13 protein-coding genes are annotated in these 14045 nt (G+C 70.9%); 6 read left to right on the top strand and 7 right to left on the bottom strand.

Features of this window, described 5'->3' with window-relative positions:
* Positions 1 to 158: 158 nt before the first annotated feature.
* The 6 genes from EDD90_RS03500 to EDD90_RS03475 all read right to left on the bottom strand — a co-directional run bounded on the left by EDD90_RS03500 (position 159) and on the right by EDD90_RS03475 (position 5928).
* Complete coding sequence (locus tag EDD90_RS03500; RefSeq protein ID WP_123971687.1) at positions 159 to 1115, bottom strand: fumarylacetoacetate hydrolase family protein; 957 nt, start codon at positions 1113 to 1115, stop codon at positions 159 to 161.
* A gap of 6 nt (positions 1116 to 1121) precedes the next feature.
* Positions 1122 to 2492 (bottom strand): FAD-binding oxidoreductase, encoded by a 1371-nt coding sequence (locus tag EDD90_RS03495; RefSeq protein ID WP_123971686.1) that lies wholly within the window; start codon positions 2490 to 2492, stop codon positions 1122 to 1124.
* Positions 2493 to 2535: 43 nt separating this feature from the next.
* Positions 2536 to 3438: a cyclase family protein gene (locus tag EDD90_RS03490; RefSeq protein ID WP_123971685.1), complete on the bottom strand. Its 903-nt coding sequence runs from the start codon at positions 3436 to 3438 to the stop codon at positions 2536 to 2538.
* Positions 3438 to 4439 carry an amidohydrolase family protein gene (locus tag EDD90_RS03485; RefSeq protein ID WP_123971684.1) on the bottom strand — a complete coding sequence of 334 codons (1002 nt, stop codon included), beginning with the start codon at positions 4437 to 4439 and terminating at the stop codon, positions 3438 to 3440. Before EDD90_RS03485 ends, EDD90_RS03490 begins: the two co-directional genes overlap by 1 nt.
* Positions 4436 to 5560: an FAD-dependent monooxygenase gene (locus tag EDD90_RS03480; protein ID WP_123971683.1), complete on the bottom strand. Its 1125-nt coding sequence runs from the start codon at positions 5558 to 5560 to the stop codon at positions 4436 to 4438. Before EDD90_RS03480 ends, EDD90_RS03485 begins: the two co-directional genes overlap by 4 nt.
* Positions 5561 to 5622: 62 nt before the next feature.
* Positions 5623 to 5928: an antibiotic biosynthesis monooxygenase gene (locus tag EDD90_RS03475; protein ID WP_123971682.1), complete on the bottom strand. Its 306-nt coding sequence runs from the start codon at positions 5926 to 5928 to the stop codon at positions 5623 to 5625.
* A 254-nt stretch (positions 5929 to 6182) separates the two neighbouring features.
* Here EDD90_RS03475 and EDD90_RS03470 point away from each other — a divergent pair, with 254 nt between their 5' ends.
* The 6 genes from EDD90_RS03470 (at position 6183) to EDD90_RS03445 (ending at position 13287) form a co-directional block, all read left to right on the top strand.
* Positions 6183 to 7148, top strand: coding sequence for a fumarylacetoacetate hydrolase family protein (locus EDD90_RS03470; RefSeq protein ID WP_123971681.1), 966 nt, complete (start codon positions 6183 to 6185; stop codon positions 7146 to 7148).
* Positions 7145 to 8080: a VOC family protein gene (locus tag EDD90_RS03465; RefSeq protein WP_123971680.1), complete on the top strand. Its 936-nt coding sequence runs from the start codon at positions 7145 to 7147 to the stop codon at positions 8078 to 8080. The genes EDD90_RS03470 and EDD90_RS03465 overlap by 4 nt, the downstream gene beginning before the upstream one ends.
* A gap of 37 nt (positions 8081 to 8117) precedes the next feature.
* Positions 8118 to 9419: a histidinol dehydrogenase gene (gene hisD, locus EDD90_RS03460; RefSeq protein WP_123971679.1), complete on the top strand. Its 1302-nt coding sequence runs from the start codon at positions 8118 to 8120 to the stop codon at positions 9417 to 9419.
* Positions 9416 to 10177: an SDR family NAD(P)-dependent oxidoreductase gene (locus EDD90_RS03455; protein ID WP_123971678.1), complete on the top strand. Its 762-nt coding sequence runs from the start codon at positions 9416 to 9418 to the stop codon at positions 10175 to 10177. The genes hisD and EDD90_RS03455 overlap by 4 nt, the downstream gene beginning before the upstream one ends.
* Positions 10178 to 10494: 317 nt before the next feature.
* Entirely contained in the window at positions 10495 to 12405 is a 1911-nt protein-coding gene (locus EDD90_RS03450; protein WP_123971677.1) for a hypothetical protein, read from the top strand.
* A gap of 141 nt (positions 12406 to 12546) precedes the next feature.
* A complete protein-coding gene (locus EDD90_RS03445; protein WP_123971676.1) occupies positions 12547 to 13287 on the top strand; it encodes a class I SAM-dependent methyltransferase in 741 nt (246 codons plus the stop codon).
* Here the strand turns inward: EDD90_RS03445 and EDD90_RS03440 are convergent.
* A complete protein-coding gene (locus EDD90_RS03440; RefSeq protein WP_123971675.1) occupies positions 13265 to 14008 on the bottom strand; it encodes a GntR family transcriptional regulator in 744 nt (247 codons plus the stop codon). The genes EDD90_RS03445 and EDD90_RS03440 overlap by 23 nt on opposite strands.
* Positions 14009 to 14045 lie beyond the last annotated feature (37 nt).

Raw genomic sequence — 14045 nt, 5'->3', positions numbered from 1 at the left:
CTTTGAAGCTTCGGTGAAACGCGAGGTTAACGAGCGGATGCCGGTCGAGGAAGGGGGTCGGCCACACTCTCAGGAAGATGTGATGACAGCCATTAGAGCCCCGGATACACGCAGGTGGGGGGCGCGCGTGACACACAGGCCCCCCATGGGTTCGCATGTTAGGGACGGGGCGTACGACCCCTCTTGCGGGCTCGTGGAAGGTACGCGTCCGCCCGTCCGGGCACGATCTTGTTGGACACCGTGCCGATTCCCTCGACGGTCAGCGTCACCTCGTCCCCGGGCTTCAGCGGGGGCGGCGTGCGTTCCCCGACGCGGCCCCAGAACTCCGCCAGCGCACCCCAGCCGCAGGTGCCCGACCCGAGGATGTCGCCCGGGTGCACCCAGGCGTCCCGGCTGGCGTAGGCGATCATCTCCTCGAAGGTCCAGGAGACGTTGGCGAGGGTGTCCCGGCCGATCAGCTCGCCGTTCAGGGCGACCGTCATCTCCAGGTCCAGGAAGCCGTCCGGATCCCGCCGGTCCTCCACCTCGTCGGCGGTGACCAGGCAGGGACCCAGCGTGTTCGCGAAGTCCTTGCCCTTGGAGAAGCCCAGGCCGAGGTTCTTCTCCGGCTTCTGCAGATCCCGCGCCGACCAGTCGTTGAAGACCAGGTAACCGATGATGTGGTCCCTTGCCTGCTCCGGGGTGAGGTCCCGGCCGCGGCGGCCGATGACCGCGCCGACCTCCAGCTCGAAGTCGAGCACCGAGCAGCCCGCCGGGATCGGCACGTCGTCATGGGCGCCGTAGGCCGCGTGCGGGTTGGTGAAATAGAAGTTGGGCGCCCGGTACCACTCCTCGGGTACGTGCTCAAGGCCGTCCAGCGACTTCGAGACACCCTCGATGTGGGCCTCGAACCCGACGAAGTCCCGGATGGACGGCGGCTTGAGCGGCGGCAGCAGCCGCACCTGATCGACCGTCAACTCACCTGCACCGCTCAGAGCTTCGATACCGGCCGCATACAGCACCCCGTCCTCGATGAGCGCGAGCAGGGTCACACCTTCGGGCAGCGGGTGGATCACCCCGTCCCGCACCACGCCGGCGCGCTCCCCGCCCTCGTACTCGTATGTCGCGAAACGCATGGCTGCTCAACTCTCCCAGTGGTTGGTGTTGGTGACGGTCCCGGCGCTCAGATAGCCGGCGAAGACGCCCTTGGGGTCCCGGGCGGCCCGGATCTCGTTCAGCCGCCGCCACTGCTCGTCCCCCATGAACCTCAACTGCCGTACGGTGAAGTCGGAGTCGCCCAGGTACTGGCCCGCGGTCACCGGCTGCATCGCCGCCATCGCGTCGTCCAGCCAGGCGCGCAGCTCCGCGTCCCGGGCGGGGTCGTCGTGCACGACATAGGTGGCGCAGTAGATCTCCGACTGCATGGAGAAGGCCATGTCCGGGAGTTCGCGCAGTGGCGCCATCGAGAACCAGATGGTGAAGGTCTGCCGGGTCGGCTGCTCGGTGAACGCCTTGCGGACGGCCGGGACGACCTCCTCCGCCGGCCCGGTCAGCCAGGCGTTGTCGACGAGGTAGCGATGGCCCTCCGGGTTGGCGAGCCGCTGGTTGCGGAGCTCCTCGGCGAGGGTGGTGGGCTCGGCCTCGATGCGGAACAGGGCCCGGTCGGCGTACGGGTTGGCGTGCAGCGGCGCGAGCGCCTCGGCGGCCTCCTCCGGTGTGTCCGTCATCGAGACACCCGTGACCAGCAGCACCGGTCCGTCGAGGTCCGGCGGGGTCTGGGTGAGCGCGACGATCTCCACCAGGTCGGAGACCGTGTGGTGCGTGTCGTGCAGCCAGGTCATGACCTTGTCGAAGAGGTCCAGCGGGTAGGCGTGCACGGTGTGCGCCAGGTGCTTGGGCAGCGGGCGGGTGCGCAGATGGAAGCGGGTGACGACACCGAAGAAGCCGGGGCCGGCGCCGCGCGCCGCCCAGAACAGGTCACTGTTCTGGCTCTCGTCGGCGCGGACCAGTTCGCCGTCCGCGGTGACCACGTCGATCGCGACGACGTTCTCCGCCGCCCAGCCCCAGCCACGCGCGTTCCAGCCCTGCCCGCCCTGCAGCAGGAAGCCGCCGATGCCCACCGAGGGACAGTGCCCGCCGTTGAAGAAACGCCCGAACCCGCCGAGATACGGGTTGAGTTCGTCGCCGCCCTTGACGCCGGGCGTCGCGGTCACGATCCGGGTGCTCTCGTCGTACGACAGCTCGTGGAAGGCGCCGAGGTCGATCAGCAGCGCGTCCCGGCGTACCGACCAGGCGGCCCAGCTGTGCCCGCCGGAACGGACTGCGACCTGCCAGCCGCGCTCCAGGGCCAGCCGTACGCCTTCGACGACGTCCTGTTCGGTGACCGCCTCGAGTACGGCGGCGGGGGTGCGGTCGGCCGGGCGGCGGGCGTTGAAGACCCGGCCGAGACAGGCCTCCTCGAAGCCCTCGTCGCCGGGGAGGTGGAGGGTGCCGGAGAAACGGTTCGTGTTCACTTGGGGGCTCACTTGGCTGCTCGGGTACGACACGGCGGACGGCTCATTTGACGGCGATGGGACTGACGGGGGCACCCGAGGCGCCGGCGACCGGCAGGGGCGCCGCGACCAGCAGGAACTCGTGCACACCGTCGGCGGCGCAGTCCTCCGCGAGGGCCTCCAGGTCCCACATCTCGCCCAGTGGCAGGCCCATGTCGGCGACGGCGATCCGGTGCAGCGGGGACCTGGCCGGCCCGGCGAACTCGTGGGGCCGTACTTCCAGGCCGCAGGTGTCGGTGGCGATGGCCGCGATCTCCGTGCGGTGCAGCCATCCGAGGGTGGTGAAGGACAGGCCGGGCGCGTCCCCGGCCGCGTACCCGCCCCACTCGCCGAGCCGCCGCACCCGGCCCAGCTGACCGGTGCGGACGAGCACGATGTCACCCCGCCGCACACCCGAAGTGGCACCTTGGGACTCGACGGTGACGCGCAGATGCTCCTCCGTGATCGCGAAGCCGTCCGGGAGTTCGCCCCGCGCGTCCCCCACGGCCCGCCCGACGTCCAGGAGCACACCGCGGCCGGTGAAGGCTTCCCGCATGTGCTCCATGCCGGTCACCGACTCGCCGTCGCCGCCGACGAGGGTGCACGGACGGCCGTTCCCCGCCCGTCCGTCGTCGTGGACGCGGCCCAGCCCGCCCCACTGCGTGCACGCCCGCAGCGGCATCAGGACAGGGTCGCCGTCGCCGCCGAAGCCGTGCGGGAAGCCCTGCGGGCCGGACCCGTCGAACTCCTGGGCCAGCGAGAAGGAGCGGCCGCGCCGGACCAGACTCGCGGCGTGCGCGCGGATCGCGTCGTCGATGAAGTTGAGCGTGCCCAGCACGTCGTCCGCACCCCAGCGGCCCCGGTTCCGGTAGGCAGTACGGGCCTTGATGAGCTCTTCCTCGACGGGACCGAGATGTGTCGGGGGCATCACGCGCGTCCTTTCAGCAGCAGATCGAGAGCGTTGCCCCCGGCGATCGCGTCCCGCGCGGCCGGATCCAGGCCGGCCGCGTCCAGGCGGGCCACCGGATCGGTCACCCCCATGTCGAAGGGGTGGTCGGTGCCCAGCACCACCCGGTCCGCGCCCACCTCCTCGACCAGATGGCGCAGTGCGCGCGGAGTGTAGACGAGCGCGTCGAACCACATCCGCCGCAGATAGGAGCTGGGCGGCGCGGCGCAGCCGCGCGCGTCCGGCCGTACCTCCCAGGCGTGGTCGGAGCGCCCGATGTACGTCGGCAGATAGCCGCCGCCGTGCGCGGCCACCAGCTTCAGCCGCGGGAAGCGGTCCAGGACCCCGGTGAAGATCAGATGGGAGAGCGCGACCGTGGTCTCGGTGGGCTGACCGACCGTGTTGCCCAGGTAGTTCGAGGCCAGCCGCTCGCCGAGCGAGCAGCCCCAGGGGTGGACGAAGACGACCGCGCTCAGTTGCTCCGCCTTCGCCCAGACCTCGTCGTGCGCGGGGTCGGCCAGTTCACGGCCCTCGACGGTGGTGGAGACGCTGATGCCGTACAGGCCCAGCTCGGTGACCGCCGTGTCCAGCAGGGCGACCGCCAGGTCCGGGTGCTGGAGCGGTACCGTGCCGAGGCCGTGAAGCCGCTCGGGTGCGGCGGCGCAGTGCCCGGCGACCGCCTCGTTGACGGTACGGGCCAGCCGCACGGCCGGATCGGGCTCGGCCCAGTAGTGGTGCATGGGCATGGGGCCCACCACCTGGATGTCCACGCTCATCGCGTCGAGGTCGGCGAGGCGGGCCTCGACGTCCGTCAACTTCCCTGCCAGCCGCTGCAGTTGCGCCCGGTTGGCGGCCAGCGACGCGGGGGAGTGGGCGCGCTGCTCGGCGGCCAGCTCCGCCGCGAAGCCCGCGCTGCCCGCCACCAGGGCGTCGGCCGCGGGCACCGCGAGATGGCCGTGGAAGTCGACGACGGGCGTGCTCATGCGGCCGCCGTCAGCGAGGAGAGCGTCTCCGACATGATCCGCGCCGGGTCGGCGCCCGGGGTCTCCGGGTGGATCTCCCACTCGGCGAGCTGGAGGGAGTTGTCCAGCACCATCCGGACGCGCGGCAGTCGCCGTGCCATGAACCGCTCCAGCGCCTTGTCCACCGGCTCGTCGGCGGTGACCAGCTCGGCCAGCAGCACCGCGTCCTCCATGCACATCGCGGCGCCCTGTGCGATCAGCGGCGGACACGCGTGCGCCGCGTCACCGATCACCATCGTCCGGCCCCGGTGCCAGTCCTCGTCGACCAGCACCGCCTCGATCCACCGGTAGTCGACCGCCGTGTCGTCGGGCAGTGAGGCGAGTACCTTCCCCCAGGTGCCGCCGTACCCGGCGCCACGCTCACGCATCAGGTCCAGCGAGGCGCGCGGGCCGATCAGCGAGGCGTCCAGGTTCTCGTCGAGGAGGTAGGCGTAGCACTGGTCCTCGGAGATCGGGCTGTAGCCGGCCTTGTAGCGAGGGCCGCCGTAGTACACCTCGGCGCAGTCCATCTCGGCGGGCCGCCGGGCCACCACCCGGAAGATCGACATACCGACCGGGCGCGGCTTGGCCTCGATCCCGATGAGCGAGCGCATCGCCGAGTTGATGCCGTCGGCGCCCACCACCAGGTCGTAGCGGCCGGTGGAACCGTCGGTGAAGGTGACGTCCACATGGTCGGCCGACTGGTCCAGTTCGCGCACGCTCAGGCCGAGGCGGACGGTGACACCGTGCGCGTACACCGCGTCGCACAGGGCGTTCTGCAGGTCCGAGCGGAGCGCCCCCGCCGTCGAGGGCAGGTCCTCGCCACCGGTGTGCGGGGTCTGCAGCTCGGTCATCAGACCGCCGTCGGCCCGGCGCAGCCGCAGGTGGTCGAACGGCACCGCCCGGGCCAGCACCCGGTCCAGCACCCCGACCGAACGCAGCGCCTTGAGCGCGTTGCCCTGGATGGTGATGCCATGGCCCACCCCGAACCACTGGGGCGAGATCTCGACGAGCTCCGCCTCGACACCGCGCTGGGCGAGGGCGAGACACAGCACGCTTCCGGTGATGCCGCCGCCGACGACGAGCACCTTGTTCACGGGCATGGGCGATCCTTGCGAAAGTAGAAAGACAGGCAGAAAGACAGACAGTGGGGTCCCGGCAGCTGTCAGCCGGTGAAACGGGGGCCCAGCTCGTGGTAGTGCTCGACGGCCGGCGGGGCGGCGAAGAACGGGCCGACCAGGGCCCGCCAGCGGGCGAACCGCTCCGACTCCCGGAACCCGACCGTGTGCGCCTCGACCGAATCCCAGCCGACCAGCAGGAGAAACGTCCGCGGCCGCTCGTCGCAGCGCAGCAGCTCGGCCCAGCGGAACCCGTCGGCCTCGGCGAGCACCTCACGGGCCTTGCCGAAGACCTCTTCGAAATCCGCTTCCCGGCCTTCCTCGACGGTCAGCCCGGCATGCTCGACTACCACGGTGTGCTCCTCGGGTTCGGGGTGGCATCGAGCCTGATCGGCGGTCCGTGCAGGGTCAACGGATCCAGTCATCGGGAAGGGGGACGTCATCCATCCCCGACGGCGATGGAGCCGCCCGCCCGGTGGAACCGCATCCGCGCAGGCAGGGGCTGAGACCGCAGGCGATGGCAGGCATCGCGAACGGCCATTTCCGCCGACCGCGTGCGATGCCTAGCGTCGAAGGCGAGCCCCCATCCGTACGAGGAGAGCCGCCCGTGCCCGAACCTTCCCCCTCCCATGCCGGACCCTTCGCGCTCGGCACCTTCCACGGCGGCGCAGCCGCCTTCCCCGGCCTGGTCGCCGGCCCGCGGGTCCGCGACCTCTCCGACCAGGCCGGGTCGGTGCGCGAACTGTTCGAGGACTGGGACACCTGGCTGCCCCGGCTGCACGAGCTGGCCGCCTCCGCCGACGGCACCTGGCACGACCTGGCGGACCTGCGGGTCCTGACACCGATCGAGCCGGGCCAGATCCTGCAGAGCGGCGCCAACTACCGCAAGCACGTGGTCGACATCGTCGCCAGCGAGAAGGCGAGCGTGCACGGCGCCACCCCCGAGGAGGCCCGCGCCGACGCCGAGAAGATGATGGACGAGCGTATCCGCAACGGCGTCCCGTACATCTTCCTCGGCTCCCCGCGCGCCCTGTGCGGACCGTACGACGACATCGTGCTGCCCGCGCTCGGCGAACAGCACGACTGGGAGCTCGAACTCGCCCTGGTCATAGGGAAGCCGGGCAAGGACATCCCGGCCGAGGAGGCGATGTCCCACGTCGCCGCCTACACGATCAGCAACGACCTGACGACCCGCGACCGGCTGTACCGGCCCGACCTCAAGGCCATCGGCACCGACTGGTTCACCGCCAAGAACGCCGACACCTTCCTGCCGACCGGGCCCTTCCTGGTCCCCGCGGACTTCGTCGGCGACCCGGGCGACCTGCGGATCACCCTGCGGCACAACGGAGTTGTCCGCCAGGACGAGTCCACCAAGGACATGATCTTCGGCATCCCGCGGCTGATCGCCTACGCCTCCACGACCACCACCCTGCGCCCGGGCGACCTGCTGCTCACCGGCTCCCCGGCCGGCAACGGCGCGCACTGGGGGGTCTTCCTCAAGCCCGGGGACGTGATCGACGCCGAGATCACCGGCCTCGGCCGGCAGCGCAACACCGTCAGGAGCCACGCATGAGCTTCCAGCCCATCACCCATCTGCGCCATGTCGACCTGGCCGTACCGGACTTCGACACCCAGCGCGCCTTCTACGGCACCACCTGGGGCCTGACCGAGGTCGCGGGCGACAGTGGTATCGCGTTCTTCGCCGCCGAGGGCAGCCCCGAGCAGTACATCGTCCGCATCCGCAAGGACGAGCGCAAGCGCATGGACCTCGTCGCCTTCGGTGCCGTCTCGGCCCAGGCGGTGGACGAGCTGGCGGTGCGGCTCGGCCGGGCCGGGGTGCAGATCATCCACGAGCCCAGGGTGCTGGACACCCCCGGCGGAGGCTACGGTCTGCGGTTCTTCGACCCCGACGGGCGGGTCGTGGAAGTCTCGGCGGACGTCGCCACCCGCGCCCACCGCAAGGTCGAGGAGCGCGAGGCCATCCCGGTACGGCTCTCGCACTGTGTGGTCAACTCCCAGGACCCGGAGGGGCTGCGGGACTTCTACATCCAGCACCTGGGCTTTCGCCTGACCGACACCCTGTACTCCACGCACATGGGTGACCTCATGTACTTCCTTCGATGCAGCCCGTTGCACCACTCCTTCGCCATCGCGCGCGGCCCCCATGTGTCGCTGCACCACGCCTCGTTCGAGATGCGCGGGGTGGAGGAGTACATGCGCGGCACCGGGCGTGCGCTGCGGGCCGGGACCCGGCTCACCTGGGGCCCGGGACGGCACCTGGCGGGCGACAACACGTTCTCCTACTTCCACGACCCGCACGGCAACACCGTCGAGTACACGACCGAACTCGCCGTCCTGGAAGAGGACCTGTGGCACCCGGGCCGGCACGACGTGGCCGATCCGATGACACAGGACCAGTGGGGCACCGCCGACCCGATGAGCGAGTCGGTCGCCAAGGAGCAGTTCAACGACCCCGACGTGCTCTTCGAAGCACCCCCCGTCTGATCCTTTGAGCCGAACACTCCCCAGAAAGGCCGCAGTTGTGGCAGAGATCCTGAAGCAGGCCGTGCCCAAGGCCGAGGTGGCCGCCTCCCTCGACCAGGTGCGTCAGACGGTGACGGGCGTCATCGCGGACATCCGCGAACGCGGGGACGCGGCCGTCCGCGAGTACTCCGAGAAGTTCGACAAGTGGAGCCCCGACTCCTTCCGGCTGAGCGCCGAGGAGGTCGAGAAGATCGTCGCCTCGGTACCCCAGCAGGTCATCGACGACATCACGTTCGTCCAGGAGCAGGTCCGTAACTTCGCCCGCCACCAGCTGGACTCCATGGGCGAGTTCGAGGTCGAGACGCTGCCCGGCGTGAAGCTCGGGCAGAAGCACATCCCGGTGCAGGCGACCGGCGCCTACATCCCCGGCGGCCGCTACCCGCTCACCGCCTCCGCCCACATGACCATCGTCACCGCCAAGGTGGCCGGCGTACCGCGCGTGGTCGCCTGCACCCCGCCGATCCACGGCGAGATCCCCGCCGCCACCGTCGCCGCCATGCACCTCGCGGGCGCCGACGAGATCTGGCTGCTCGGCGGCGTCCAGGCGGTCGCTGCGATGGCCGTGGGCACCGACACCATGGAGCCGGTCAACCTGATCGCCGGACCTGGCAACGCCTATGTCGCCGAGGCCAAGCGCCAGCTCTTCGGGGAGATCGGCATCGACCTGTTCGCCGGACCCACCGAGATCCTGCTCCTCGCCGACGACCAGGCGGACCCGTTCGTCTGCGCGGTCGACCTGCTCTCCCAGGCCGAGCACGGCCCGGACTCCCCGGCGGTTCTCATCACCACCTCCCGCGAGGTGGCCGAGAAGACCATCGCGGAGGTCGACCGAATCCTCCCCTCCATGCCCACCCGCGACTACGCGGAGCCGGCCTGGCGCAACCACGGCCAGGTGCATGTCGTCGACTCGATCGACGAACTGTACGAACTCGCCGACTCGTTCGCCTTCGAGCATGTCGAGGTGCTCACCGCCGAACCGCGCCTCGCCCTGGAGAAGATGACCCAGTACGGGGCGCTGTTCCTCGGCGAGGGCACCTGTGTGTCGTTCGGCGACAAGGTCATCGGAACCAACCATGTGCTGCCCACACGTGGTGCCGCCCGCTACACCGGCGGCCTGTGGGTGGGGAAGTACCTCAAGACCGTCACCTACCAGGAGGTCACCGACACCGGGTCGCAGGCCCTGCTCGGGCGGCTGTGCGGACGCGCCTCCCGGGTCGAGCTGTTCGAGGGGCACGCCCGCTCCGGTGACGTACGGGCCGCCAAGGCCGCCGGCGACGAGCTGCCGTGGAACCACGCATGACCCTTGAGGGGCGTACGGCACTGGTCACCGGCGGGGGCGGCCCGCTCGGCCGGGCCTTCGCGCTGGCGCTCGCGGACGCCGGGGCTCGGGTGCTCCTGGTCGGCCGGAACGAGCAGGCCCTCGCGGAGGCCGCGGCCAAGGTGGGCGAAGCGGCCCGCACGGCCGTGTGCGACGTCTCCGACCCCGCGTCCGTGCGCGCCCTGGCCGACGGACTCGCCGACGAGGACGTGTCGTTGCTCGTCAACAACGCCGGGGTCGCGGGACCGGTCCGGCCGCTCGTCGACATCGAACCCGACGAGTGGGACGACGTGTTCGCCGCCAACGTACGCGGCGTCTACCTCATGTGCCGGGCCTTCCTGCCGGCCATGCTGGCCGCCGGACGCGGCGACATCGTCAACGTCGCCTCCGTCAGCGGCAAGCGACCGCTGCTCAACCGCACGCCGTACACCGCCTCCAAGATGGCGCTGATCGGCCTCACGCGGACGCTGGCCGGCGAGGTCGGCCCGCGGGGGGTCAGCGTCAACTCCCTTTCCCCCGGCCCGGTGCGCGGTCCGCGGATGGACCGCAACTTCCGGCTGACCGCCGAACTCACCGGCTGCACCGTCGAGGAGGCGGAGCGGGACTTCGCGTCCCGGGCCGCGCTCGGCCGGCTGGTGGAGGAGGACGAAGTCGCGCAGGCGCTCGTCGCGATGCTCGCGATGCCCGGACTCTGCGGGGCGGACATCGACCTGTCGGCGGGGATGATCGCACCGGCGTAGCACACATACCCGCGGAGAACACGTACCCGTGTAGAACACATACAGGGACACGGCGAGGCGGACGGCATGCGGGCCGTCCGCCTCGCCGTCGTGCGTGCGCACCGACACCGACTGTGGCGACTCTGTGTAATCGCCATGAAGTGGGCCACACGATCGAAGCCATCGGGTTCCGGGATGCGTGTGTGCGAGGCCTGTCCCTGATTTCCCGGGGCTGATTCACTCCCACCTCAGCACCTCAGGTGCCTTCGCCGCCGAGGTCCCGACCGGCGGCCAGTAACTCTGCGCGACGGCGCACTCCACCCGTGGAAAGGCCTGCAATGACGCTGACATCCCGACGTTCGTTCCTGATCGCCGGTTCCGCCACCGCAGCGGCCGTGCTCGTTCCGGTCGCCGCCTCCGGCACCGCCACCGCCGCGCCGAAGGCATCGGGCAAGACGATCTCCGTCGCCGCGGGGGAGACCTACGAACTCGCCGCGACCACCCAGGTCGGCCAACTGACGATCGGCACCGGCGGCAAGATCGTCGCCCCGTCCGGGTACGACATCAGCCTGACCGTCGACGGAGTGGAGACCGGCCAGCTGCTCACCGAGACCGGCGGCACCGCGACCCTCATCCAGGCCGGCACCTACCGCGGTGACGTCGTCCTGACGGTCGCCGAGTCCAACGACGTCACCTACCAGACGCTGACCTTCCCGTTCCGGCAGGCGCTGTATGTCGGCTCCGACGGCGTCGACTCCGCGAAGTCCGTGCTCTCCGCCGTACGCGGCGGCAAGGTCACCGACGCGGCCGCCCGGAACGTGTCGATCACCTCCACCGGTGAGTGTTTCAACGGCGTCTACGTCGAGAGCGGCAGCTACACCCTCCAGGGCGCCACCATCTCCCTGACCGGCAACGGCCGTTCGGACTTCGCCGGGTACGGCGCGGCCGTGGTCGGCGACGGCTCCTCGACCAAGCTGGTCGTGGACGGGGCCCGGGTCAGCAACAAGGGCGTGGTCCGTACGACGGTCATCGCCGACAACGGCGCCAACGTCCTCGTCAAGGACTCCTTCCTGCGCGCCCGCAACGGCGTCCTGCCCTCCGACTACCAGGCCACCGTCGAGACCCCCTACATGGAGTCGGTGCCCTGGATGCTGGGCCTGGACGGCAACGTCCGCGCGACCAACCTGATCGGCAAGAACAGCATCGCCACCTACCTCAACTCGACCGTGTTCTCCGAGACCTGGGGCGCCCTGTCGGTCGAGGGCGGCAGCGGCCTGAAGCTGACCTCGATCAACAGCCACGTCGGCAACACCGGCGACTACGGCTACGGCACCTACGCCATCGGCGACGCCACCGTCCGCGTCCTCGGCTCCCGCTTCGACGTCGGCTCCTACGCGACGATCATCGCCGGGCCGGCCGCCGTCGTGCACTACGGCGACAGCACCCGCGACGCCGTCGCCGCCCTCAACACCGAGCTGTCACTCGGCCTGTCCAACGCCGAGCTCAAGAGCATCCCGGAGCGCAACACCGTCGTGAACTCCGGCCACTTCGGCTACATGTTCTTCGGCGCCGGACAGCTCACCCTGGACGGCGGCACCGTCATCAACTCCGAGCGGGCCACCTTCCTGAACAAGGGCCAGCAGACCACCATCAAGGTCGACGGCTCCAAGGGCGCGCGGCTCAACCCGCGCGACGGGATCATCCTGCAGATGATCGAGCTGGACGACCCGGGCCCGGTCCCCGTCAACGGCAAGATGATGAACGTCGGCGTCTACACCGAGCCCACCACCGACCCCACGAAGAACTCCTCCTTCGACGTCACCGCCGTCCACTCCAACGACGGTGCCGCCACCTTCAGCTCCATCAGGCTGAAGGGCGACTTCTACAACGGCATGCGCAACGGCAAGAACATGGTTCTCACCTTCGAGGGCTCCGGCGTCGAGGGCGTCATCTCGGCGACCAAGGCCAAGCACCGGGTGTCCTCGATCGACTCGTCCACCTTCTACGAGCTCGGCATCGTCACCAACACCGTGCAGGCCGCCGTCAACAACGGTGTGGTCGTCCAGCTGAACAGCGGCTCGACCTGGACGGTCACCGGGACGTCGTACCTGACCAGCCTCACCCTCGCCGCCGACGCCGCCGTGAAGGCGCCGCGCGGCAGGACCGTGAAGCTTACGGTCGACGGCACCGAGACGGCGATCACCGCCGGCTCCACCTACACGGGTGCCCTCACGCTCACCGTGGCGTGACAGCCGGTGCCGTGGCTGTGAGACCCGGCGTCATGGTGTGAGACCCGGCATCGTGCCGTGAGTCCCGGCCGGAGGCGCGGTCCCGTACGCGGGCCGCGCCTGCGCCGTGTCCGGCGCCGGAGGCTCCCGTAAGCTGGCCGGATGTTCAGCCCCGAAGGCCCGAGCCTCCGTGAACTCGCCGTCCAGGCCCTGTCCTCGGTCGAGCGCGGCTACGACCTGCTGGCCCCCAAGTTCGACCACTCCCCCTTCCGGACGCCGGACTCGGTGCTGGAGGCGGTCGCGAAGGCGCTCACCCCGCTCGGCCCGTTCGAGGCCGGCCTCGACCTGTGCTGCGGCACCGGAGCCGGTCTGGACGTGCTGGCCCAGGTGTGCGGCGGCCGCGTCACCGGCGTCGACTTCAGCGCCGGCATGCTCGACGTCGCCCGCCGCCTGCCCCTGCCCGACGGGCCGGACGTCACCTGGGTACAGGCCGACGCCCGGGCGCTGCCGTTGGGGCCCGCCTTCGACCTGGTCGTCAGCTTCGGGGCGTTCGGGCACTTCCTGCCCCGCGAGCTGCCCGGCCTCCTCGGCCAGGTCCACTCGGTACTGCGGCCCGGCGGCACCTTCGCCTTCCCGGTGCTCGCCCCGCCCCGCCCCACCGGCCTCGGCTTCTGGATGCTGCTCGGCTTCGACGCCGTGATGCGGGTGCGCAACGCGCTGTGGCGGCCGCCGTTCGTCATGTACTACCGGGCCTTCCGACTCGGCGATGTGCTGCGGGAGTCGGCGCGGGCGGGGTTCGCGACGGACCTGTACGAGCTGCCCGAGTTCGGCGAGCGCGACGACGGCAGCCCGCGCGCCCGGCTGGTCGTGGCCCGGAAGGTCACTTCGCCGCCGGCACCGTGAACTCGTAGACCAGCGTGTCCTGCCGGGCGTCCACCACCAGGTCGGTGATCTCCAGCGGGCGTGCGTACTGGTCGTGCACCCGGCGGGTCACCCGGACCGAGGCCGCGTCCGCGACCTGCGTGATCGAGTCCCGGTGGTGCAGGGTCAGGCCCGCCTTGCGCATCCACTCGTAGGCCCGGCGCAGCTGCGCCGCGGCGGCTCCGTCGGCCCGTCCCCGGTAGCGGCCCAGTTCCTCGACCTCGGTCAGGGCGACGGCCGAGAAGGAGGTCACGGCAGTGCGCAGGGCGTGGCCGTCGGGGGAGGCGGACTCGTAGCGGTGCACCAGGGTCGGCCGGTGCGGGGCGAGGCCCAGCGCCGCCGCATGCTCGGGCGGCGGCTCCTCCCAGGTCACGGTGGCCCGGTCGACCGCGCCGTGGTCCGTGGTGCCGGCGCCCACCGGGAACGCCAGGGAGACCGGGCTCTCGACCGGACGGCCGCGCAGGGTCGCATGGCTGCCCCGCCGGTCGGTCGCGACCAGACCGCTCCGGCGCAGCACCTCCAGCGCCTGCCGGACGGTCTCCCTGCTGACCCCGAAGTGCCGTGCCAACTGTCGTTCCGCCGGCAGCCGTTCGCCCGGCGGGACGGTGCCGTCGCGGAGCTCGCCGAGCAGCAGCGTCGCGATCCGCCAGTACAGGGGCTGCTCTTCGCTCTCGGAGTGGGCGTGCTGGGTGGTGCGGGCCATGCCGCGCCTCCTGTGTGTGACAAGGGCCGGCCACCGG

The sequence above is a fragment of the Streptomyces sp. Ag109_O5-1 genome (assembly GCF_003814875.1).
Lineage (GTDB): Bacteria > Actinomycetota > Actinomycetes > Streptomycetales > Streptomycetaceae > Streptomyces > Streptomyces sasae.
This window is presented reverse-complemented; position numbering and strand designations above follow the sequence as displayed.

What these genes read in the sequence shown, in the direction of transcription:
- EDD90_RS03500 (WP_123971687.1), bottom strand. Translation starts at nt 1,115, where the DNA reads ATGCGTTTCGCGACATACGAGTACGAGGGCGGGGAGCGCGCCGGCGTG.
- EDD90_RS03490 (WP_123971685.1), bottom strand. Translation starts at nt 3,438, where the DNA reads ATGCCCCCGACACATCTCGGTCCCGTCGAGGAAGAGCTCATCAAGGCC.
- EDD90_RS03485 (WP_123971684.1), bottom strand. Translation starts at nt 4,439, where the DNA reads ATGAGCACGCCCGTCGTCGACTTCCACGGCCATCTCGCGGTGCCCGCG.
- EDD90_RS03480 (WP_123971683.1), bottom strand. Translation starts at nt 5,560, where the DNA reads ATGCCCGTGAACAAGGTGCTCGTCGTCGGCGGCGGCATCACCGGAAGC.
- EDD90_RS03465 (WP_123971680.1), top strand. Translation starts at nt 7,145, where the DNA reads ATGAGCTTCCAGCCCATCACCCATCTGCGCCATGTCGACCTGGCCGTA.
- EDD90_RS03455 (WP_123971678.1), top strand. Translation starts at nt 9,416, where the DNA reads ATGACCCTTGAGGGGCGTACGGCACTGGTCACCGGCGGGGGCGGCCCG.
- EDD90_RS03450 (WP_123971677.1), top strand. Translation starts at nt 10,495, where the DNA reads ATGACGCTGACATCCCGACGTTCGTTCCTGATCGCCGGTTCCGCCACC.
- EDD90_RS03445 (WP_123971676.1), top strand. Translation starts at nt 12,547, where the DNA reads ATGTTCAGCCCCGAAGGCCCGAGCCTCCGTGAACTCGCCGTCCAGGCC.
- EDD90_RS03440 (WP_123971675.1), bottom strand. Translation starts at nt 14,008, where the DNA reads ATGGCCCGCACCACCCAGCACGCCCACTCCGAGAGCGAAGAGCAGCCC.